The 23734-nt window shown below is 49.7% G+C and carries 20 protein-coding genes; 15 read left to right on the top strand and 5 right to left on the bottom strand.

Annotation, left to right across the window (positions count from 1 at the left end):
- On the top strand, positions 1–315 hold a 315-nt coding region (locus tag H8L47_RS28165), incomplete at its 5' end, for a hypothetical protein (protein ID WP_186957154.1).
- Between the two features lie 448 nt (positions 316–763).
- Entirely contained in the window at positions 764–1147 is a 384-nt protein-coding gene (locus H8L47_RS28160) for a hypothetical protein (protein ID WP_186957153.1), read from the top strand.
- A 119-nt stretch (positions 1148–1266) separates the two neighbouring features.
- Here H8L47_RS28160 and H8L47_RS28155 read toward each other — a convergent pair whose 3' ends face one another.
- The gene (locus H8L47_RS28155; RefSeq protein WP_186957152.1) at positions 1267–1806 is read right to left on the bottom strand and encodes an acyloxyacyl hydrolase; all 540 of its coding nucleotides are present in this window, start codon (positions 1804–1806) and stop codon (positions 1267–1269) included.
- Between the two features lie 147 nt (positions 1807–1953).
- Here H8L47_RS28155 and H8L47_RS28150 point away from each other — a divergent pair, with 147 nt between their 5' ends.
- The 3 genes from H8L47_RS28150 (at position 1954) to H8L47_RS28140 (ending at position 7155) form a co-directional block, all read left to right on the top strand.
- Entirely contained in the window at positions 1954–2871 is a 918-nt protein-coding gene (locus H8L47_RS28150; protein WP_329605505.1) for an NAD(P)-dependent oxidoreductase, read from the top strand.
- 162 nt (positions 2872–3033) lie between these two features.
- Entirely contained in the window at positions 3034–5130 is a 2097-nt protein-coding gene (locus H8L47_RS28145) for a molybdopterin-containing oxidoreductase family protein (RefSeq protein WP_186957150.1), read from the top strand.
- A gap of 348 nt (positions 5131–5478) precedes the next feature.
- Positions 5479–7155 (top strand): long-chain fatty acid--CoA ligase, encoded by a 1677-nt coding sequence (locus H8L47_RS28140; protein ID WP_186957149.1) that lies wholly within the window; start codon positions 5479–5481, stop codon positions 7153–7155.
- A gap of 64 nt (positions 7156–7219) precedes the next feature.
- On the opposite strand, the gene H8L47_RS28135 is transcribed toward H8L47_RS28140, so the two are convergent.
- Both H8L47_RS28135 and H8L47_RS28130 read right to left on the bottom strand, forming a co-directional pair.
- Positions 7220–8797 (bottom strand): alkaline phosphatase D family protein, encoded by a 1578-nt coding sequence (locus H8L47_RS28135; protein WP_186957148.1) that lies wholly within the window; start codon positions 8795–8797, stop codon positions 7220–7222.
- 8 nt (positions 8798–8805) lie between these two features.
- Complete coding sequence (locus H8L47_RS28130) at positions 8806–9225, bottom strand: acyl-CoA thioesterase (protein ID WP_186957147.1); 420 nt, start codon at positions 9223–9225, stop codon at positions 8806–8808.
- A gap of 194 nt (positions 9226–9419) precedes the next feature.
- Between H8L47_RS28130 and H8L47_RS28125 the strand changes: the two genes are divergently transcribed.
- Positions 9420–11015, top strand: coding sequence for a glycosyltransferase family protein (locus H8L47_RS28125; protein WP_186957146.1), 1596 nt, complete (start codon positions 9420–9422; stop codon positions 11013–11015).
- On the opposite strand, the gene H8L47_RS28120 is transcribed toward H8L47_RS28125, so the two are convergent.
- Together H8L47_RS28120 and H8L47_RS28115 are read right to left on the bottom strand one after the other, a co-directional pair.
- Entirely contained in the window at positions 10990–11676 is a 687-nt protein-coding gene (locus H8L47_RS28120) for an acetyltransferase (RefSeq protein WP_186957145.1), read from the bottom strand. The genes H8L47_RS28125 and H8L47_RS28120 overlap by 26 nt on opposite strands.
- Positions 11673–12527, bottom strand: a complete 855-nt coding sequence (locus H8L47_RS28115) for a BKACE family enzyme (RefSeq protein ID WP_186957144.1) — start codon at positions 12525–12527, stop codon at positions 11673–11675. Before H8L47_RS28115 ends, H8L47_RS28120 begins: the two co-directional genes overlap by 4 nt.
- Before the next feature lie 377 nt (positions 12528–12904).
- Here H8L47_RS28115 and H8L47_RS28110 point away from each other — a divergent pair, with 377 nt between their 5' ends.
- The 9 genes from H8L47_RS28110 to H8L47_RS28070 all read left to right on the top strand — a co-directional run bounded on the left by H8L47_RS28110 (position 12905) and on the right by H8L47_RS28070 (position 23362).
- Positions 12905–14785, top strand: a complete 1881-nt coding sequence (locus H8L47_RS28110) for an ABCB family ABC transporter ATP-binding protein/permease (protein ID WP_186957143.1) — start codon at positions 12905–12907, stop codon at positions 14783–14785.
- A gap of 2 nt (positions 14786–14787) precedes the next feature.
- Positions 14788–15768, top strand: coding sequence for a LysR family transcriptional regulator (locus H8L47_RS28105; RefSeq protein WP_186957142.1), 981 nt, complete (start codon positions 14788–14790; stop codon positions 15766–15768).
- Positions 15769–15864: 96 nt separating this feature from the next.
- A complete protein-coding gene (locus H8L47_RS28100; protein ID WP_186957141.1) occupies positions 15865–17052 on the top strand; it encodes a hypothetical protein in 1188 nt (395 codons plus the stop codon).
- A gap of 261 nt (positions 17053–17313) precedes the next feature.
- A complete protein-coding gene (locus tag H8L47_RS28095; protein ID WP_186957140.1) occupies positions 17314–18600 on the top strand; it encodes a Glu/Leu/Phe/Val family dehydrogenase in 1287 nt (428 codons plus the stop codon).
- Between the two features lie 355 nt (positions 18601–18955).
- A complete protein-coding gene (locus H8L47_RS28090) occupies positions 18956–19852 on the top strand; it encodes an amino acid ABC transporter substrate-binding protein (protein ID WP_186957139.1) in 897 nt (298 codons plus the stop codon).
- 252 nt (positions 19853–20104) lie between these two features.
- Positions 20105–21052, top strand: coding sequence for a transporter substrate-binding domain-containing protein (locus H8L47_RS28085; protein WP_186957138.1), 948 nt, complete (start codon positions 20105–20107; stop codon positions 21050–21052).
- Positions 21053–21171: 119 nt separating this feature from the next.
- Positions 21172–21924, top strand: a complete 753-nt coding sequence (locus H8L47_RS28080; RefSeq protein WP_186957137.1) for an amino acid ABC transporter permease — start codon at positions 21172–21174, stop codon at positions 21922–21924.
- A gap of 2 nt (positions 21925–21926) precedes the next feature.
- Positions 21927–22616, top strand: coding sequence for an amino acid ABC transporter permease (locus tag H8L47_RS28075; RefSeq protein ID WP_186957136.1), 690 nt, complete (start codon positions 21927–21929; stop codon positions 22614–22616).
- Between the two features lie 20 nt (positions 22617–22636).
- Complete coding sequence (locus H8L47_RS28070) at positions 22637–23362, top strand: amino acid ABC transporter ATP-binding protein (protein WP_186957135.1); 726 nt, start codon at positions 22637–22639, stop codon at positions 23360–23362.
- Positions 23363–23734 lie beyond the last annotated feature (372 nt).

The raw sequence follows: 23734 nt of genomic DNA, 5'->3' as shown, positions 1-23734 counted from the left end.
GCCAATGATAGTGCTGCAACCAGTGTGAAAGTAGGTTATCGTCAGGCTTTTATTCCGCATACCCCCGCTTATTCAGTTAAGCGGGGGTTTTGCTTTTGTGCGCGCAACAAAAACAAAAATAACAAACCAAAACAAGATCAAAAACAAGGTCAAGACCTCTCAACAATGAGGCACCCAGACACAGAGTCGCACCGAGAAAAGCAAGAAAAGCAAGAACAAGCAAGAACAGCAAGAACAAGCAAGAACAGCAAGAACAAGCAAGAACAGCAAGAACAAGCGAAATCTCTGCTTTTACTCTGGGTCTTTGGTTTCTGATTTTATTTCCAGGCGACATAGCTTCCTTACCGCAGTACAGTATGCTGTGCGTACCACCAATGCCTCATCGCCACATCGATATCATTGATCACCGCATGGCTCATCGACCAAAGATACTGGGCTCCAGCCTGCGCTGGAGCGATGGTATTTAGGTTCGTTCTCTTGCGGAATTGTCGGCTGGCTGCCAGAACTGTTGATGACGTGCTGGGTAGTTCAAGCCTTTGTATCCGGATGTGGAATTTCTCTCCACATCGTCGCTCCTGCGCCGGCAGGAGGCTACCGGGCTGGCGTTCCAGCGGTCTTTGTGGATAAATAGAAATATTTGTTTGTCTTGCTGGCTCTATGAACTTCTATATACTCTTCAGTCAATACCACAGTTTGCGCAACGCCAATAACACCGATGATTACGTGCAATCTATCCTTCATTTGTCCAAAGACGTGGAATGAATTGACTCGAACAGAGAGTGATAAAACGAGATATTGTGATAGTTGCAGTCAGCAAGTCCATTGGGTAGATACGCAGGTAGACTTTGATCGTGCAGCAGCAGATGGCAAGTGTGTTGCATTTGAAGCGTACGGCACACCTATGCTGGGATTTCCCGATGGAGTAGAGCAAGAGCTCATTTTGCGAATTGAGATGCAGGTTCTGTCAGCCAAGCAGCTCTATTTTCTAAAATATGAGCTGTACCTAACTTCTACATTCAACGAAATCAAGCATTTGCATGCTGTCGGGTCATCTGAAATCGTAACGGATCCACGCAGCATGCGTGAGTTGGCTCAACGTTTGAACGAACTTGATATCAAGAATCAGATGATCGTCAATGAACTATAGTAGGCGCAAATTGCCTTAAGGCTCGTCTGCACACTCTATGTAGAGAGACGTTGAGAAAAAGGCTGCCTACAAGCAGCCTTTTATTACATGAAAGTCTCTGCAGATGAGGTCTCAAAACCTTAAAACGCGTACCCAGCCTTCAATACCGCAAAATTCACACCAGGATTAGGACTTTTAATTCCGCCATTTGAATAATGCTGGATCTTGAAGCTCACATCCCAGCCATCCTTGGTGACATAGCCGACGCCGATATGGTCACCGAACTGGAAATTGGTGGAGAAGCGGCGGCCGTTGTTGTCATAGATGTCTGACAGCATATGTAAACCTATGCCAGCTTCGCCGTAGAATCCTTTTTTGCTATCATTTTGAAAGCGGAAAACTGGCGTCACACCGAAATCGGTCAGGTTTTGTGTGCCGCTCTTGCCCTGAAAATTACTACCCCGCCATTGCGCGAGGGTATAGTCCCAATAGCCACCAATGTGGGTGCCGTTTGAGGCAAACCATTTATTATCCCAGTTCGATTGCAGGCCTAGGCGCAGCATCTTGGTTTTATTGCCTGTGGCAAATTCCAGCGAACCAGAATCTATGGCGAATACGGAAGAGCTGGTGCACATTGCTGTGACAGCAATGGCAATTACAGATGAAATACGCAGGCGCATAAAATGGGCTTTCAGGTGAAAATAGGAAATCAATGGGACATGAATATAAAACCTCAGCCGCTATTGTAGCAATCTCTTGCAATACGCTCCTATGAGCTAGCGTTTACAATTTGGTTCCGGCAATCATTTAAGCATTAAAGGATGGGTGTGAAGACAGTATCTGAGACAAATATCGCTTTTTTGGGAACAGGTTTGATGGGTAAGCCTATGGCGCGCCGTCTATTGGCTGCTGGCTATCCTGTGACAGTCTGGAACCGCACTCGGGCAAAAGCCGAAGTACTTATGGCAGATGGTGCCAGAGTTGCAGGCTCTGCCTTGCTGGCAGTACAGGAAGGCAAGCCTGATGTGGTGATTACCATGCTGGAAGATGGTAATGCTGTCGCTGCGGTGATAGGGCAGATTTTGCCTGACTTGCGTGCTGGGAGCATCGTCATCGATATGAGTTCCATACAGCAATCCCAGGCACAGGCTATGCATGCCTTGCTGCAAAAACAGGGTGTGCACTTTATTGATGCGCCGGTCTCCGGTGGTGTGATCGGTGCGGAAGCCGGTAGTCTGGCCATCATGGCAGGGGCGCACGAAGCAGTCTATCCCGCAGTGATAGAGCTATTGTCTGTCATGGGAAAGCCGCAGCGTGTCGGTGATCCTGGGACGGGGCAGTTGGCCAAACTCTGTAATCAGTTGATTGTAGGTGCGACGATAAATATCGTGGCCGAGGCTTTATTGCTGGCACAAGCCGGTGGTGCTGATCCGGCTGCGGTAAGGCAAGCCTTGCGAGGCGGTTTTGCCGAGAGCCGGATACTGGAAGTGCATGGGCAGCGTATGCTGGACCGAGCCTTCATGCCGGGCGGGCAGGTCAAGAGCCAAGCGAAGGATATGGAAAACATCCTCATCGCAGCACAACATGCAGGTGTGGATTTACCAATCACCAGGCTGGTGGCAGATGTTTACCGCAGCTTGCTGCCAGTTCATCCGCATGCTGATCACTCAGCGGCTTTGCTGGCACTGGAACAAAAGAATCCCGGCAAGCGTCTCACTGACAGGCCGGACGTATTGCCCGCTTAGCAGCAATTTTGCTGATCTGTAGAAAAACAGCATTTGTGTATCGGTAGGCAGAAATGGCTCTGGCATAAGATAGACAACAATGGCAAAAGCAATAAGGCTGATAAAGCCACGAAAGCCAATACAGTACCAACGCATCAAGCAAACAATGGAAGCAGGATTACTATGAACAGCACTATCGTCAAAGCTGTATGCCCGCATGATTGCCCTGATACTTGCGCCCTGCATGTGACAGTGGAAGATGGCGTCGCCACCGCAGTCAAGGGCGACCCCGCACATCCGACCACCGCAGGTGTACTTTGTACCAAGGTGTCGCGTTATACAGAGCGCACTTATCATCCTGACCGCTTGTTATACCCACAAAAGCGTGTGGGTAAAAAGGGTGAGGGCAAGTTTGTCCGCATCACATGGGATGAAGCGATTGCGACGATTGCTGAAAAACTCAAGCCACTGGCAGCCAATAATCCTCTGTCCATACTGCCCTACAGCTATGCTGGTACCATGGGCCTGGTGCAGGGTGAGAGTATGGCGATGCGCTTCTTCAACAAAATTGGTGCCTCCTTTCTGGACCGCACGATATGTGCGACGGCAGGTGGGGTTGGCTATAAATATACGGTAGGCACACGTCAGGGTGCTGACATAGAACATACCCAGAATGCTCGGCTGATCATCATGTGGGGTGGCAATCCTATTGCATCCAATCTGCATTTCTGGATGCGTGTGCAAGAAGCCAAGCGCAATGGTGCGAAGCTGATTGCGATTGATCCTTATCGCTCATTGACCGCAGAAAAATGTCATCAGCATATTGCCCTGCTGCCAGGTACAGACTCTGCGCTGGCGCTGGGTCTGATGCACGTCCTGATACGCGATGATTTGCTGGATCACGACTACATCGCTGAACATACCCTGGGCTTTGAAGAATTGCGTGAGCGGGTAGCCGCATGGACACCAGAGCGTGTCGCTGAAGTGTGTGGCATTAGCGCAGGTGAAGTGGAACAACTGGCGCGTGATTATGGCGAATGCGGCAAGCGCGGTGAAGCCAGCATGATACGTATGAACTATGGCGTGCAAAGGGTGCATGGCGGTGGCATGGCAGTCCGCAATATCGCCTGTCTGCCAGCATTGACCGGTGCCTGGCGACATGCTGCTGGCGGTACGCAATTGTCTATGTCAGATGCCTTCCCAAAAAATACCACAGCCCTGCAAAGGCCAGATTTATTTCCTGAAGGCTTGCCTCGCCGTACCATCAATATGAGCACCATAGGCGATGATTTGCTGAGAGAAGCATCGGCAGAGTTCGGTCCCAAGGTGGGAGCCGTGATTGTCTACAATTCCAATCCCGTTGCTGTGGCACCGGAATCATCCAAAGTGGTGCAAGCTTTTGCGCGGGAAGATTTGTTTACCGTAGTGCTGGAACACTTCCAGACTGATACTGCTGACTATGCAGATATCCTGTTGCCTGCGACAACGCAACTGGAGCATACCGATATTCATAGCACCTATGGCCATCTGTACATGATGGCGAATAATCCGGCGATTGCGCCCATGGGAGAAGCCAAACCGAATACTGAGATTTTCCGCCTGATCGCCAGGGCCATGGGTTTTGAAGATGCCTGTTTTGCTGACAGCGATGATGATATCGCTGCACTGGCATTCAATAAAAATCATGCGCATGCAGTGCATTTTGACTGGTCTTCCCTGAAGAAAGCAGGCTGGGCAAAATTGAAAGTGGCAGATGCGCCGTTTGCGCATGGTGGTTTTGGTACGCCATCCGGCAAATGCGAATTCTATAGTGAGAGCATGAAGCGAGACGGGCTGGATCCCCTGCCTGCGTATATCGCTCCCTATGAGTCACTGGCATCGAATGCAGAGCTGGCAGCGCGCTATCCACTGGCCATGATTTCGCCACCGGCACGTAATTTTTTGAACTCCACTTTCGTCAATGTGCAAAGCCTGAGGGATACGGAAGGCCAACCACATCTGGATATTCATCCGCAGGATGCTGCCAGCCGTCATATCGTACAGGGCGACAAGCTCAGGATATACAATGACAGGGGCAGTTTCGAAGCGATAGCCCGCGTTACCGATAAAGCCAGGCCGGGCCTGGTAGTGGGCTTGTCGATATGGTGGAAAAAACTCGCTGGCGATCATAAGAATGCCAATGAAGTCACCAGCCAGCGCCTGACCGACATGGGCGGTGGCCCGACTTTTTATGACTTGCTGGTAGAAGTCGAAAAATGCGCCCCGGTAGGCCCGGCATAGATTACTGTCCCCTCATGATGAGATCAGAAGAGCAGCCTGTCATGAAGATGCCTGGCTGATTTTGTCCTAACTCAAAAGCACAGAAAATCATTTGGTAAAGTTTTGCTGCGCTGCGGCATTTTCATAGAGAATGCCTTCAACTAAGCTTTAAATCGCTTGCTTTAGCCGAACTTAGCCGATAGCATCGAAGCAGGGAACGCATGCCCGCAAGGCTTATCATTTATATATGTACCAAGCATGTGCTGTAGAGCTTATTGCAACGCTTATTACAGCGCTTATTACAAAGATAAATGAGAGCAAAAAAATGCAGCGCAACGCCAAAAACAACAATCACTGGAGATGGAAGATATGGATAAAATTTGGCTGAAGAACTATCCTGCAGGCGTACCGGCAGACATTGATATCAATCAGTACCAATCCCTGGTGCAGATGATGGAAGAGTCATTTAAAAAATTTGCCACACGTGATGCCTATGCCTGTATGGACAAGCGCATAACCTACGGTGAACTGGATGCAATGTCCAGGCAACTGGCAGGCTGGTTGCAAGCCAGAGGTTTGAAAAAAGGGGCCCGTGTTGCCATCATGATGCCTAACGTCTTGCAATACCCTGTCGTCATGGCAGCGGTCTTGCGTGCCGGCTATACCGTGGTTAACGTCAACCCTCTGTACACACCGCGTGAGCTTGAGCATCAACTCAAGGACTCCGGTGCAGAAGCCATTTTCATTCTGGAAAACTTTGCCACTACGCTGGAGCAAGTACTCAGCAAAACCGCAATCAAGCACATCATCGTCGCCAATATGGGCGAGATGCTGGGTGCACTGAAAGGCACTATCGTCAATTTTGTCGTGCGCCATGTCAAAAAAATGGTGCCAGCATTTTCATTGCCAAATGCTATCCGCTTTAATAAAGTAATGTCAGAAGCGGCAGGTAGCAGCTTCACCCCTGTGGCTACTACGCATGATGATGTGGCATTCCTGCAGTACACAGGTGGCACTACCGGTGTCTCCAAAGGCGCGACTTTGTCGCATAAAAATGTAGTTGCCAACATCCTGCAAAATGATGCATGGCTGTCACCCAGCATGGCTGGTCATGCAGATGAACAAAAAGTCATCGTTTGTGCCTTGCCGCTTTATCACATCTTTGCGCTGACTGTCTGCAGCTTGCTGGGCACGCGTATTGGTGCGCTGAATTTGCTGATCCCGAATCCGCGCGATATCCCTGGCTTCATCAAGGAACTGGGCAAATACAGGGTGAATATTTTTCCGGCAGTGAATACCTTGTATAACGGCTTGCTGAATAATCCTGGTTTTGCTGCACTCGATTTTTCTGGCTATGAAATTTGCAGCGGCGGTGGCATGGCCGTGCAAAAAGCCGTGGCCGACAAATGGCTGGCGACCACTGGCTGCGCAATTGCTGAAGGTTATGGCCTGTCCGAGACTTCACCTGTTGCCACTGCCAATCCGGCTGATACCAAGGTATTTTCCGGCACCATAGGCATGCCTATTCCTTCAACAGAAATTGCCATCCTGGATGATGACGGCAATCCAGTTGCCTTGGGTGAACGTGGTGAAATCGCCATTCGTGGTCCCCAGGTCATGGTTGGTTACTGGAACCGCCCTGAAGAAACTGCCAAGGTCATGACAGCAGATGGTTTTTTCAAAACTGGTGACGTCGGCATCATGGATGAGCGTGGCTATACCAAGATTGTCGACCGCAAGAAAGACATGATCCTGGTATCTGGTTTCAATGTTTATCCGAATGAAATTGAAGAAGTCATTGTCATGCATCCAGGCGTGCTTGAATGTGCCTGTATCGGTGTGCCAGATGCCAACTCTGGCGAGGCAGTGAAACTGTTTGTGGTGCGCAAAGATCCTTCTTTGACCGTTGACCAGCTCATGGACTATTGCAAGGAGCAGTTCACTGCTTACAAAAAACCTAAGTACATCGAGTTCCGCTCGGATTTGCCCAAGACTAATGTAGGCAAGATTTTGCGCCGCGAATTGCGTGATGAAAAGAAAACCTGATCTCACTTGTCCAAGTTAACAAAGGAAGGCATTGCCTTCCTTTTTTTGTTTGCACATGCATTTGTTATGCAGAGACCACGCCTGATTTTCCATCTTCGATGACAAAACTCTTCAGTGTGGCAATACCGGAATCGGCCTTTGCAACATCATCCAAACCCAGGAAATGTGTCTGCATTCTGGTTTGAGAAATATCTATCAGCATGAAGCCACGTTTGTCACTGCGGCCATATTTGATATGCGGATTTTGTGCCACGTACTGATCAGTCCGCTCTTGCGGGCGCGAGCTTGACGTTATCGATGTGCCACAAAATTCTGTCGCCACTATCGGGTTGCTGGCAGATGCCTTGGTATAAAAATCGCGCTTGAGGTTCGCCGCATAAAAAGTGTGAACATCACCAGAAATGACGACAGGATTGGCGGGCTTGTGCTTTTGTAAGTCCTCCATCAAACGTTGTCGGGCGACTGGATAACCATCCCAGCCATCAGTCCAGAATTTGCCTTCACCCTCGTGACTGACTACAGTCTGGCTGGATTGCGCCATCAAAGTTTGCTGGGTGAGAATATTCCACTTTGCGTTTGAACTGGCGAAACCGCGTGCTAGCCATTTTTCCTGCTCTATCCCCAACATGGTGCGGGTAGGATCCATTCTTTCACTGCATTCGGCATTGCTGACAGAGTTTGACCCTCCTCGACCAGTCTTGGCGCACGCCTGATAAGAGCGGTATTGGCGGCTATCAAGTACATGAAATTTTGCCAACCTGCCCCATTCATACCGATCATAGATACGCATACTGGCAAAGTCAGTATGGCTGGGGTGCAGACGCACCGGCATGTGCTCATAAAATGCCTGATAGGCAGCAGCCCGCCGTAACAGGAAATTGACATCCAGCCTCTCATCCCTGTCATTGCCATAATCATTGGCGACTTCATGATCGTCCCATGTCACTATCCAGGGCGCGACATGGTGGGCCGCCTGCAATTGCAGGTCAGTTTTGTATTGGGCATAGCGGGCGCGGTATTCCGCAAGGCTAAAGCTTTCTATATCGCGATTGCGTGGTCTACCGGGGTGGCGCAGATCATAAGGCCCCCATTCATAAATATAGTCGCCCAGAAATGCGACCAGATCGGGATTGGCAGCGGCAATATGCCTGTGTGCTGCATATTCACCAAATTCCCAATGCTGACAAGAGGCCACCGCCACCCTTAAATTACTGACAAGTGCATCGGCTGCAGGGGTAGTACGGGTGCGTGCCACCGGACTGACCGCATCACCAAGGATGAAGCGATACCAATACCAGCGATCTGCCTGCAAATCGTTCGCTTCGACATGCACGCTATGCGCCAGTTCGGGCAGGGCATGGGTCTCACCCTTATTGACCATGCGGGTAAATTGCTCATCTTCGGCAATTTCCCACCTCAGTTTATACGGTACAGGAGGCAGGGCAGCTGCATTCAAAGGTTCGGGCAACAGACGTGTCCACAAGACCACGCTATCAGGCCGGGGGGAGCCTGAAGCCACACCCAGGCTGAATGGATAGACGCTGCTGCGTTCGGCAGCCCATCCAGGAAATGCCTGGGCCAGTGCAGCAAAGGTAGTGAATCGCAGGGACTGCTGTAAAAACGAACGACGTGATAACTTCATAAAAATGCTCAGCCCACCGTGGTAATGTCTTCCAGTGGTGGAATCTGACGCGGTTTACGATCATCGCCCGTAGCGACATAAGTGAGGGTCGCTTCGGTGACTTTGACAGTGGATGCCTGCAGGCGATTACGTTCTGCATACACTTCCACCGATACCGTGATCGAGGTATTGCCAACCTTGACCACTTCAGCATAGAACGACAACAAGTCACCGACAAACACCGGTTGTTTGAACAGGAAAGAATTGACCGCGATAGTTGCAACCCGGCCATTCGCGCGGCGCGCCGCTGGTATGGCACCGGCAATATCGACCTGGGACATGATCCAGCCACCAAATACGTCGCCATGGACATTGGCATCAGCCGGCATGGGCATGACCCTGAGTGTAGGCATATGGGATGGCAGCCCGTTGGAAATTTGTTCAGTCATGATGGTTTTAAATAGTAAAGTGTGCGAAGAGGAGTGAGACAAATCTTAAACCAGATTTCATGCGGGCTGAGTAACGCAAGTGGCCTGCCAGCGACTTGTAGAGTGATATATTGTGAAGTTGATGCCAATGTAATAATTCTGCAAATGAGTTTAAGTACAATTCATGTCATGCAAGGGTCAAAACCAAAGAAGAAATGAAGGAAGAAATGGCGGGAGAAAAACAGGAAGAATCAAGATTGCTGGACGATGTGGTCATGCGCACAGTTGCCAATCCAACAGCCAGCCATGGCTGGCACCAGATGGTGGATTTGATGCGCCGCCAGGCAACACCTGCATTGAGCTTGCAGCTAGAGCAGTTTTTGCTAGCGAATGTCGCAGCTACTGGCCTGGCCGGTTTTTATCGCGCCACCTTTCTCGACATGTTGACTGGCAGGCCAGAGTATCTGCAGCAAGCCGGGCAGCTCGCGCTGACTTTGCAACCGTATGATGCCGACAGACTCATGACTTTCCTGCAATATGGCTGGCAAAGAGTATTGCTCGATATCCCCGGCCGCCAGGCTTTTCAGCAGAGGCTGCAAGAGTTATCCCTGCCAGCAATTACCACCAGCCTGAATGCATGGATATGGCAGCAAGTGCAGCCCACGCAAGTGCTGAAGAAACGCAGCATCAGTGCAGTGCGCAAGGTTGCACTGATTGCACCCTATGTAAGTAATATCAAACACCCGCCCACGCTGATGGTTTTGCAGCAGGCAGAAAATTTGCGACAGCTTGGCTTTGAAGTCGTACTTTATTCAGCGCAAGAAATGCTGGGGCCAGATTTTAAACATTATCTGGGCAGCCATTCTTATACACCAGAGCCACAGTTTGTTACCGCTGGCTGGGACAAATATCTGGGGCAGGGTGGGCAGGTCATGACTGGCGATACGCGCTTTTCGCTGGTTCAAAGATGGAAGAGTTTGCTGGGACAAATCGCCTTGTTTGATCCTGATCTGGTGATGTTTGTGGGTTTGTATGCTGGCCTGGCGGCAGCAGTTTATCCGGCGCGTCCCGTGCTCAGCCTGGGTATCAATTCTCTGTCACCCATGCTGCCCGCCGATGTATGGCTGACCGCGCAGCAAGAGCTGGATGGCGTGCAGGCTTCGCAATGGACTACTGCTTTACCGGCCAGCCAGGCTTACTACCATTCTTACCGGATACAAAGGCCAGATGTCAAACAGGGGCAGACACGTGCGTCTTTAGGGCTGGCGCAAGACAGGCTGATCCTGGTCACTCTTGTCAGCGAGAGTGAGGCCAGGATCAAGGGGGAGTGGGCAGTAGCCATGTTGCAAATGCTGAACCTGCATCCCCATGTCCAGTGGCTTATCGTCGGTGGTAACGGCGTCTTGCCATCTGCTTTGCAAGCCGCCAGGGCGGTGCAGGTCCAGTGTGTTGCGTTCTGTGCCGACGCCGTTAAATACCTGGCTTGCAGCGATATTTATATCAATCCGCCCATGATGGGCGGTGGTTTTGCGGTGGCTGAAGCAATGGCGCTGGCTGTACCGGCCTTGAGTTTGCAGGGATCTGATGGTGGCGACAAACTGGGTAGTGCGGCGCAGGCAAATTTGCAGGAATATTTCCAAATCCTGATGCTGTGGTTGCACAACCCTGATGCCAGAAAAACTGCAGGCCTGGCCATGCAAAAGCATTTTGACGACTACCTCGATTTGAATAAGGCCGCCGCCAGTCTGCAAGGTGCTTGCGAACTGGCAGTTGCGCGCTTTAATCTCAGGACGGCAAAACAGACTTCTTGAATTTTGCCGGTATGCCCAGCATCAATGCGCCAGCGTCGATGTCGCTGATGACCACCGCACCGGCACCGATGAAGGCATGGTCGCCGATGTGCAAACGCTCAATCAGGGTGGCGCCTATGGCAATGGTGACACTATGGCCTATGCGCGATAAACCGCCGACATTGCTACCAGGTTGCACCCTTGAAAAAGCACCAATATGGGTGTCATGCCCAATAGTGACACCCCGGTTGACAAACACATGACGACCCAGCACAGCACCTGGACCGATGACGCTATTGGCACCGACAAAGACACCGGCAGCCAGTTTTGCCAGCGGCGATACATAAGCGCGTGGATGGATCAGGGTATGAAATTCCAGCTTGTGATCCGGATATCGTTGCAGTATTTCTGTTTCCAAAACGCTACGAGTTGGTGTGGTTGGCCCGAGAAGATAGAGTTCGTCCGCAGCAGGCTGGAAATCCGCTAATTCCAGGACTTCAGGTACGGGGCCATAGGCCGCCCATTCCGCCAGGCGGTCTTGCAAGCTGATATCGCGCTCGCCCGGCGTTTCAGGTAAATGTAAAACAATCCTGGAAACCACCAGGCCATTCGCCAGCGCGCAATCAAACAAATCAGACAAAATATTGCTGCTGCCAAAAATAACCAGCTTATTTTTCTTCATATTGCTGCCCTTTTGGACAAGCCCAACATATCCCGGACTTGTGCCGGCGTAGCGATGGAGCGCCCGAGAGCATCTGCCTGCGCCACGATACGCTGGACCAGTTGCACATTGCTGGCCAGTGTCGTCCTCCCTTCATCCAGCCATAGATTATCTTCCAGACCGGTTCTGACTCCATGACCCATGAGTACCCCCAAGCCATTCGCCGTAGTTTGAAACTTGCCTGTGCCGCCTAGTGACCAGACAGCATCTGGCGGCAAATCACCGACGATGGTGGCCAGGTGCAACAAGCTGGCTTGCGCCGTCCCTGGATTACCGAGAATGATATTAAAATAATAAGGTGGACTGATCAGGCCCTTATTGATGAGTATTTTGGCAAAATTGACCATGCCAAGATCAAATATTTCCAGTTCTGGTTTGATGCTGTTTTCCTGCATGATCTCTGCCAGGCGCATGATGGTATCCGGCGCATTGATACTGGCTTCACGCGAAAAATTCATGGAACCCAGGGTCAGGCTGGCCATATCAGGTTTTACATCAGTTGCCAGATACAGGCTGCTGGCGCGTTTTTCCACAGTTGGAGTACGTCGCCCGCTGGTGGTGGTGACGATAATCAGTTCAGGCGCTTGAGCTCGTATGCCACGGATGATTTCAGCATAGATATTCACATCATCGCTAGGTAGTTCCTGCTCATCGCGCGCATGAATGTGCAGCATGGACGCGCCTAGTCTGGCACATGCCAACGCATCAGCGATGATCTCTGCCGGTGTCAGTGGTACATGGGGGGACTGGCTACGCACTGGCACCATGCCAGTAGGCGCAAGATTAATGATCAATGGTGAAGAAAAGCTCATAGGCTGTATTCTGATAGTAACCAGGAAATGACCAGTGTGAGGCAACACTGGCGAAAAGCAAATTGTACGTTAGCTCAAGGACAAAGTCCGCAATGCTGCGTTTGCGATTTACATATGCTTTGTGCTGTGCCGATAGAAACAGGGTTTATAGCCTATAATTTTCCTTATGCAGCATTTGCATGAAGTGTTTTTCTCTTTGTTGCCTTCCGGTACAGTGTAGCAGTTGATACAGAACGTCACTTGCGATAGTGGCGGGTACTTTGTTGTTAACTGTGATAGGCCGCTATGATGGAAGGTGATTTTGTTGAATTGCCAATTCGCGTCAGCCTCCCTTGCGGCTGGCAAGCTCATTCAACCCTCATACGAGTACCTCTTTAATGCGACGCAGAGAATCCGTTCGTAATCCGTCTTCCTCCAGTCAGGCCAGTAACCATGGTCAGCGTGGTGACTGGTCTACAATCCAGACACTTTTGCCTTACTTATGGGCCTATAAGTGGCGCGTATTACTGGCGCTTAGCTTTCTGGTCGCCGCCAAGCTGGCCAATGTTGGCGTACCCATGGTTTTGAAGAACCTGGTGGACAGCATGACCATCAACCCTGCCCATCCGGCCGCCGTCATGGTCTTGCCAGTGAGTTTACTGGTCGCCTATGGCGCACTGCGCTTGGCGACGACCCTGTTCACAGAGTTGCGCGAATTCGTGTTTGCCAAAGTTACGCAGCGGGCAGTACGTACGATAGCCTTGCAAGTATTTCGCCACCTGCATGCCTTGTCTTTGCGCTTTCACCTGAATCGGCAAACCGGTGGCGTCACCCGCGATATAGAACGTGGTACCAGAGCGATATCCTCGCTGATTTCCTATGCCTTGTTCAGCATCGTTCCCACCTTGCTGGAAATTGCGCTGGTCCTGGTTTATCTGGGTACGCATTACGATAAATGGTTTACAGTGATTACGGCGACTGCGTTGGTGACGTATATCGTGTTCACCATCGTTGTCACCGAATGGCGCACACATTTTCGCCGCACCATGAATGAGCTTGATTCCAAGGCGCATACCAAGGCCATTGATTCCTTGCTCAACTATGAAACCGTCAAATATTTTGGTAACGACGAATATGAAGCCCAGCGCTATGACCAGGGATTGCAGAGCTATGAAACTGCTGCGGTAAAATCACAGAGCAGCCTGTTCTTGCTCAATACCGGGCAGTCGATGATTATCGCCACTGCCGTGACGCTGATTTTGTGGCGTGCGACCCAAGGAGTCATCGATGGCACCATGAGCCTGGGTGACCTGGTGCTGGTGAATGCCTTCATGATACAACTGTATATTCCCTTGAATTTCCTGGGGGTCTTGTACCGTGAAATCAAGCAAAGCCTGGCGGATATGGAGCGGCTGTTTTCGCTCCTGGGACAAAATCGTGAAGTGGCAGATGCCGAGCATGCCCAGGTCTTGCAGGTACACCACAGGAATGGTGCAGAAATCCGCTTCCAACATGTGAATTTCAGTTATGAAGAAAAGCGCCAGATTTTATTTGATGTGGACTTTACCATTGCACCAGGTACGACCACGGCTGTGGTGGGCCATAGCGGATCAGGCAAGTCAACTTTGTCGCGTTTGTTATTCCGTTTTTACGATATCCAGTCCGGCCATATTTCCATTGACGGCCAGGATGTACGCGACGTGACCCAGGCATCCGTCAGGGCGGCGATAGGCATCGTGCCGCAAGACACGGTGCTCTTCAATGACAGCATAGAATACAACATCGCCTATGGCAAACCGGGTGCCAGCAAAGAAGAGATTATTGCGGTCGCCAAGGCCGCCTACATCCATGATTTTATCGAATCGCTGCCAGATGGTTATGACAGCATGGTTGGTGAGCGTGGCTTGAAACTGTCCGGCGGTGAAAAGCAGCGCGTGGCGATCGCCCGCACCTTGTTAAAAAATCCTTCGATTCTGATTTTTGATGAAGCCACTTCTGCACTGGATTCTCAAGCTGAGCAATTGATACAGGCGCAATTGAAAGACATTGCACGCAGCCGTACCAGCCTGGTGATTGCGCACAGATTATCTACCGTTGTCGATGCCCAGCAGATTTTGGTAATGGACAAGGGACGTATCATAGAACGTGGTACCCATCATGATTTGCTGGCCTTGCAGGGTACCTATGCACGCATGTGGGAACGCCAGCAAAGCAAGAAAAAAGACATGACTGAAGAAGATGATGACGAAGCAGATGAAACTGAATTGATGGGTGCATAAAAATGGAAACCAAGTGGCTGGAAGATTTCGTATCACTGGCAGAAACCAATAGCTTCAGCCGCTCCGCTGAGTTGCGACATGTGACGCAACCTGCATTCTCGCGTCGCATACAATCGCTGGAAGCCTGGCTGGGCAGTGACCTGATAGACCGCACGTCCTACCCCACACGGCTGACACATGCGGGTGAGGTTTTTTACGAGCAGGCGATTGCCATGCTGGGGCAAATCAATAATGCCCGTGCCCTGTTACGCGGCAAGCGCACCACAACGCAAACCACGGTGGATTTTGCTGTCCCGCATACACTCTCACTGACCTATGTGCCACGCTGGCTGACCAGCCTCGAAGCTGCTTTTGGTGAAATCAATAGCCGCTTGTTGGCCCTGAACGTGCATGATGCGGTCATGACGCTGGTCGAAGGTGGTTGTGATCTTTTGCTGTGCTATCACCACCCGCGTCAGCCGCTACTTCTTGATAGCAGCCAGTACGACATGATCAGCATGGGGACCGAAGCTTTGCGGGCCTATACCCGCTGTGATAAACATGGCGTACCGGAATTGCTGTTGCCAGGAACAGAGAGGGAGCCACTACCTTTTCTGGCGTATGCCAACAATGCCTATCTGGGGCGCATGGTAGACCTGATTTTGAATGACACGCGCCAGCCTCTGCATCTGGAAAAATGCTATGAAACCGATATGGCAGAAGGCTTGAAAATGATGGCGCTGGAAGGACGTGGCATTGCCTTTTTGCCCGAGTCTGCAGTGACCCGTGAAGTCAAGCAAAAGCAACTGGCCCGCGCCGATGATGGTAGTGGTGCCTGGGAAGTGAATATGGAAATCCGCCTGTATCGTGAACGGCCCTCAATCCAGAGACCGGGCAAGATGATAGTGTCCAGATTGTGGGAGTATCTGGAACAATTGCAAATTGCAGAAAAACTGGACAGCAGTAAGCATGGGAAATCACGCCGGCGTCGTGAAGAGCATTAACAAGCTCCAGCGGATATCCGTACTAAAACTGCATCAGTGACTCCTCATCGAGCTATTTTCGTAGCAGCAGACTACATTTTTACACTATTCAATACGATGATTTTTTTGTTTATCTTGCTGGCACTGCTGGCTCTCAATATCTATTCCACGCACCGTATCAAACGTGCTCTTGAACCAAGTTTCCAGAGAACGATGTTATTAATCAGTGTCTGGGCCATGCCATTTATTGGCAGTTTTTTTGCTTTGCCAGGCTTACCCAAAAACGCACATGAAAGCAGGGCTCTTCCCCCTGAAAAATTGCCGGCCGGATTTATTCGCGAAGAGATACCGGACCTCATCAGTCTGCCAGGGGTGACTCCGTTCAATCTGTTTGAACATATCACTTTCCTGGACAATATCCCCGTCATGAACTGGGCGGCTTTTCATGCATGGCTGGGCACGATCAACGATGCCGGACTACAACGCCATGCACGTCTGCTGGGACAACGCGCATGGCTGGCTTATATCAAAGAGGGGATAGGTTCGCATTGTTATATGTATGAAAGCGAGAAGGCGTTGATCGTCTCATCGTCGGAGCCAAATGTCATTGAGGCCAGTGCCAGGTTTATTGAAAAGAATCATGCGCGTATTGCTAAGTTACTGCCTGGAGTCGCACAATTTCCGTCAGATATGAAGAGCATCTTGCTGGTGCTCGACAATGAGGATATGTACTATCAGTATGTATCTGCATATTATCCTGAGAGCGGGGAATTTGCAGCCAGCGGTGGCATGTTCATTGATGCAGGCTGCCCGCACTTTGTCACTGTTCTTTCGGATTTATTGATGATAGAACCTGTGATTACGCATGAAATGACGCACAGTGCCTTGAATTACCTGAAATTGCCGTTGTGGCTGGATGAAGGAATTGCCGTAAATGTCGAATTTCAGCTCAGTCCATTTCTGCAGGAGGCGAGTAGCGCAAAAAATTTGTATGCCAGACATTTGCAATTCTGGAATCCTGAAAGGATTCAGGAGTTCTGGTCTGGCGCTTCATTTTCACGTAGCGGGGAAAGTAATACTCTATCCTATGATCTGGCACGCATACTCGTGAAGAATCTGAGCCAGGATTGGCAGGCTTTTGCCCGCTTTGTTGCCGCCGCTAAAAGGGAAGATTCTGGCAGTCGCGCTGCACTTGAGATTTTGAATATCGATCTGGGGGCAAGCGTTTGTGCTTTATTCGATACACAGTGGGAGTCTTCCTGGTCTCCTCACATCCGGATGGGAAGTCAGGCTGTCGCCGCTTGAGTGCATTTTCCGGCGTCGGATAAGTACTGTCAGTAATGGCTGTAAAACCGAAATATATAGGTCTTTGGGAGTTGTAAAAAATATTCCATATCATGCGGCCACTTTCATGGTTATGCATTTCATGCATAGATTCATGCAAACAAAGCATTGGCTGACTTCAGAATGAAAAGACTACTATGCGTCTGCTTTCAGCGCCGGTGACAGACTGGCCTGGAATACCAGATTTGCAAACCAGTTCAACCATCTTCAAGAGGTCATATCATGTCCACCCAGCACCAGATACCGTCTTATCTTACCCCGACAGAGACAGGTCCTTGGTCAGTTTACCTTGAGCAAATTGATCGTGTTACACCTTATCTCGGCCATTTGTCGCGCTGGGTAGAAACCCTGAAGCGCCCCAAGCGTATCCTGATAGTTGACGTGCCTATCGAGCGTGATGATGGTTCTATTGCCCACTTTGAAGGCTATCGTGTACAGCACAATACTTCCCGTGGCCCGGGCAAGGGTGGCGTGCGTTTCCATCAGGATGTGACGCTGTCAGAAGTGATGGCCTTGTCTGCCTGGATGACGATCAAGAACTCGGCAGTGAATGTGCCTTATGGTGGTGCCAAGGGTGGTATCCGTGTTGATCCAAAGACCTTGTCACGTGGCGAACTGATGCGTATGACGCGTCGTTACACTTCTGAAATCGGCATCATCATAGGCCCGGACAAAGACATCCCGGCACCTGACGTGAACACCAATGAGCAAACCATGGCGTGGATGATGGATACTTATTCCATGAATGAAGGCCGCACAGCTACGGGCGTCGTCACTGGCAAGCCGATTTCCCTCGGCGGCAGCCTGGGTCGTCGCGAAGCGACTGGCCGTGGCGTATTCGTAGTTGGTAGCGAAGCGGCTGCCAAGCGTGGCTTGAGCATTGCAGGCGCAAAAATAGCCGTGCAAGGGTTTGGTAATGTGGGTGGTATCGCAGCCCGTTTGTTTGCCGATGCTGGCGCCAAGATCGTAGCAGTACAAGATCACGGCGGCACGATATTCCATTCAAATGGCCTAGATGTTGCAAAATTGCTGGACCACGTGGCAGCCAAAGGCAGTGTTGCTGGTTTTGAAGGCATAGAAGCGGTTTTGCCAAATGATGAATTCTGGTCTGTGAACTGCGATATCATGATCCCGGCAGCGCTGGAGCAGCAAATCACAATGAAGAATGCTGACCAGATCCGTGCCAAAATCATCCTCGAAGGCGCGAATGGCCCAACTACACCAGAAGCTGACGATATCTTGCGCGACAAAGGCATCCTGGTTGTGCCAGACGTAATCGCCAATGCTGGCGGTGTGACCGTGTCATATTTTGAGTGGGTACAGGATTTCTCCAGCTATTTCTGGTCGGAAGATGAAATCAACCTGCGTTTGACCCGTATCATGAAGGAAGCCTTTAATTCTGTCTGGCAGGTCACGGAAGACAAGAATGTCTCTCTGCGTACTGCAGCCTTTATTATCGGTTGCTCCAGAGTGTTGCAAGCACGCGAAGTGCGTGGACTGTATCCATAATCTGGAATTGTAAATAGCTATCAATCACCTATGCTGATAGGTGATGGTAGCCAGATGTCATTCCTGGCGCGATTTTGGGGCTTTAGCTCCAAAATCGCGTCTTGCTACCTGTTTACTTATCCTGTAAGTGGGTAAGCCCGGCAAACATGGTGACACGTTTGATGTCATCTGGACTTAGTACTAGCAGCGTATCCTGCTTGATAGGCTTGGAACGATAATTGCATACTTGTTTTTAAAATTTTTACAAGTGCGATTGTCAAATATACTGAATAATATTTTGTTAAATGTGAATTTTTCTGTTGAATTTTATTGATCTTTATCATTACCATCCTGAATTAAGTTCAAAGGGGATTATATGGAAGCTTCAAAATGGATAGTAAAGGCTGGCTTGCCCTGTGCGCTGGTACTGTGCTCCCCGCTTTCATTGGCTGCGGATACCCTGTCGCATATTAAAGAGACGCAAACGGTGACTATCGCGCACCGTGAGGCGTCTTTTCCATTTTCTTACCTCAATGAGGATAAGAAACCCATAGGCTACTCCATGGACATCTGTCTCAAGGTAGTTGATGCGATCAAAAAAGAACTCAAGCTGCCGCAGTTGAATGTGAAATACGTCCTTGTGACAGGTAGTACGCGCATCCCAGCCATTGTTGAGGGAAAGGCAGATATGGAGTGCGGCTCTACCACCAATAATGCAGAGCGTCGCAAACAGGTGGCGTTCACCATTCCCCATTTTTTTGCTACCGCGAAAATGCTGGTCAGGACGGATTCTGGTATCAAGAACTGGACTGACCTCAAGGGTAAAAAAGTGGTGACCTCCAAGGGGACCACGACCGTCAAGTTGCTCAATGATCGCGACAAGGTCAGAGGTCTGGATTTGACATTACTCGAAGGCAGTGATCACAACGAATCCTTTAGCATGGTAGAAAGCGGCAAGGCGGATGCATTTACCGTCGATGATGTGCTTTTGTATGGTCAGCGTGCCAGTGCCAAAGACCCGACGAAGTTTGTCGTGGTGGGCGATGCGCTTTCGACCGAACCATATGCCATCATGTTGCGCAAGGATGATGCTGCCTTCAAGTCACTGGTTGACCGCGAAGTCGCACGGCTCATGAATGATGGTGAAGTCACCAAACTTTATGACAAATGGTTTCGCAAACCAGTGCCCCCAAAAGGGGCAAACCTGAACATGCCCATGAACTTTCTGTTGCGCGACAATATACGTTTTCCCACAGATAAGGTGGCAGATTGACAGGCACTGTCTTTGCTTGCTATCTCAGACAGACGTGGTTTGATGCTTAGTTCAGTATGCATCAGGCAGATCTGGGTTTGCGCGGTTTGGATGAAAATTCGTATGGGCCAGGTGAAAGCTGTTGCTGACCATATTTTTAGCAGTACATAAGTAGTAATACGTATTAAGCCGATTGAAAAAAACGGTAATTTGCTAAGGGTTTTTGTTAAACTCAAAGCCATGACTTTTTGATTTAAACTTTCTGGAGACAGTATGAAATTTTCGAAATTGTTGGTAGGTCTGATTGGTGCAGGTTTGATCGTCGGTGTAGCACAGGCGCAAGATGCCGGAACACTGAAAAAAATCAAAGAAACAGGCACCATCACTCTGGGAGTGCGCGATTCTTCCATTCCTTTTTCCTACCTGGATGACAAGCAGTCCTATCAAGGCTATTCCATTGATTTGTGCCTCAAGATTGTTACTGCAGTGCAAAAACAACTGGGTCTGACTTCTTTGAATGTCAAAATGAACCCTGTCACTTCAGCGACACGTATTCCGCTGATGGCAAACGGTACGATAGATCTGGAATGCGGCTCTACCACCAATAACGTTGAACGTCAAAAACAAGTGGCATTTGCACCTACCACTTTTGTGACAGCTAACCGCATTTTGTCGAAAAAATCTTCTGGCATCAAAACGCTCATGGACTTGAAGGGCAAGTCCGTGGTTTCCACTTCCGGTACTTCCAACTTGAAGCAATTGACGCAGTTGAATGCAGACCAAAATCTGGGCATCAATATTTTGCCAGCCAAGGATCATGCAGAAGCTTTCCTGATGGTGGAAACTGGCCGTGCAGTAGCGTGGGTAATGGACGATATCTTGCTGGCATCACAAGCATCCAATTCAAAAAACCCGGCTGAGTATGAAATCAGCAAGGAAGCCCTGTCTGTTGAGCCATACGGCATCATGTTGCGCAAGGATGATGCCGCGTTCAAGAAAGTTGTTGATACAGCGATTTCCAATGTACTGACTTCTGGCGATGTTAACCGCATCTACCACAAATGGTTCATGCAACCTATTCCACCTAAAGGCATCGCCTTGAACTGGCCTATGTCTGATCAGCTCAAGGTAGTTGCTGCCAAGCCTACAGATTCAGGTGAACCTTCTGCTTATGCCGCTGTTCCAGAGGCTCAAAAAGCCGTTTTGAACAAGAAAAAATAATACATAGCAAGGCAAGGTAGTCCGATAAAACGGGGGGATGCACCTCCCGTTTTCTTTTGCAAGACTATGCATGCATGATTTTGCAAAAGCGGACTGAAAGCGCTGCACAGGAGGAGATTATGAACTACAACTGGAATTGGAATATCTTTTGGGACATTGCGCCCGATGGAACGGGAACCTATTTTGAATCCCTGATCGCTGGTCTGAAATGGACACTGGCGACAGCAGGTTTGGGCTGGGTGATTGCATTGGTTTTGGGCCTGGTGATAGGGACACTCCGCACAGCACCAAATAAATGGTTGGTCAGGGCGGCAAATGCCTATGTGGAATTATTCAGGAATATTCCACTGATTGTGCAAATGTTTCTCTGGTACTTTGTCTTCCCTGAGGTCTTGCCTGAATCATGGGGCACAGCACTCAAACAATTGCCGAATGCACCTTTCGTCACGGCAGTGCTGAGCCTGGGGTTTTTTACTTCGGCAAGGGTGGCGGTACAGGTATCAACAGGTATCAATGCTCTGCCACGCGGGCAAAAAATGGCGGGGACGGCACTGGGCCTGACACTGCCACAAACTTACCGCTATGTGCTCTTGCCCATGGCATTTCGCATCATCATTCCTTCACTGATCAATGAAGTGGCGGCGATCATCAAAAACAGTTCGGTGGCTTTGTCCATAGGTTTGATAGAACTGATGGCAAGTACGCGTTCCATGCAAGAAATGTCCTTTAAGACTTTTGAGGCTTTCAGTGCTGCCACCATCATCTATCTGATCGTATCTGTGGTGGCGATCCTGCTGTCGAATTTGTTGGAAAAGAAACTGCGCGTACCAGGCTTCATTACTGCTGGTTCAGCCAATAGTGGAGGGCACTAAACATGGGTAATTTTGATTTTGATGTCATCCAGCGTTCCTGGGTGTACCTGTTCCAGACTGGCATGGTATTCACACTGAAGCTGACCTTCCTGTCAATGACAGGCGGTATCATCATCGGTACTTTATTGGCGATGATGCGTTTGTCCAGCAACAAGCTGATCAATCTGGTGGCGTCCGGTTATGTCAACCTGATGCGCTCGATACCTCTGGTATTGGTGCTGTTCTGGTTTTACTTCCTGGTGCCTTATATTGGTGCCTGGATAATTGGCGCAAATGAACCTGTGGCCGTTGGTGCTTTTTCTTCTTGCCTGATCACCTTTGTCATGTTTGAAGCTGCTTATTACTGCGAAATCATGCGTTCCGGCATACAGTCTATCCCTCGTGGGCAGATCTGGGCTGGTTATGCGATGGGCATGAATTACTGGCAAACCATGGGGCATATCGTCTTGCCTCAGGCTTTCCGCAATATGATCCCCATATTGCTGACGCAAACCATCGTTTTGTTCCAGGACGTGTCGCTGGTATCGATCTTGTCCATTCCCGACTTTTTCGGTTCTGCAGCCAAAGTTGCACAGCGTGATGGACGTCTGGTGGAAATGTATACCTTCGCAGCGGTTGTCTATTTCATCATGTGCCTTGGCTTGTCTGCACTCGTGAAGAAATTGCAGGCAAAAGTGGCGATCATACGTTAAGAATATTGTGGAGATTTCAAATGATTAAATTGAATAATGTCAGTAAATGGTATGGTCAGTTCCAGGTCTTGACCGATTGCACAACCGAAGTGTCCAAGGGTGAAGTGGTGGTTGTTTGCGGTCCTTCCGGTTCAGGCAAATCAACCCTGATCAAAACCGTCAATGGTCTGGAGCCTTTCCAAAAAGGCGAGATCACGGTAGAAGGCGTTTCTGTTGGCGACCCAAAAACCAATTTGTCCAAACTGCGCGCACGCATAGGTATGGTGTTTCAGAACTTTGAATTGTTTCCGCATCTGTCGATACGCCAGAATCTGACTATAGGCCAGGTCAAAGTATTGGGCCGCTCTGAAGAAGAAGCGACTGAGCGCGGACTCAAATACCTGGATCGAGTTGGCCTGATTGCCCAGAAAGACAAGTTCCCTGGTCAGTTGTCTGGTGGTCAGCAACAGCGTGTGGCGATTGCCCGCGCTTTGTCGATGGACCCAATAGCCATGCTGTTCGATGAACCTACATCGGCACTTGATCCGGAAATGATCAATGAAGTGCTGGATGTGATGGTTGGCCTGGCGCAAGAAGGCATGACCATGATGGTGGTGACCCATGAAATGGGCTTTGCCAAAAAAGTCGCGAATCGCATTGTCTTCATGGACAAAGGCGCGATCGTTGAAGATTGTTCAAAAGACGAATTCTTTAATAATGCCCGCTCAGAACGTGCGCGCGACTTCCTGGACAAGATCATTCATTGATATTTTTAGGTCAGTACACCTAAGTTTGCAAAACAGCCCTGAATTTCAGGGCTGTTTTTGTAATAAGTGATGATTTCTGTGAAATCTGTAGAAATTGTGATTTCCGTCACAAGGAAATAGATACTGTCATGCTAATCTTCACTCGCAAAAAAAATGCACTGAAAAGTAGTTTTTGAATTATTTATTTTTGTATTAATAACAATTAAACAGGACAACACGCAATGGCCAACACAGCAGCAGACATTCAAAAGCTTTACATCGCTTACTTCAATCGCCCAGCAGACCCAAGTGGCCTGGCATACTGGATGGCGCAAAGCTTCACACTGAACCAAATCGCTGACAGCTTCTCCAAGCAAGCAGAATATGCAACAG

Origin of the sequence: Undibacterium umbellatum, from assembly GCF_014284125.1 — a bacterium.
GTDB classification, from domain to species: Bacteria; Pseudomonadota; Gammaproteobacteria; order Burkholderiales; family Burkholderiaceae_D; genus Undibacterium; species Undibacterium umbellatum.
This window is presented reverse-complemented; position numbering and strand designations above follow the sequence as displayed.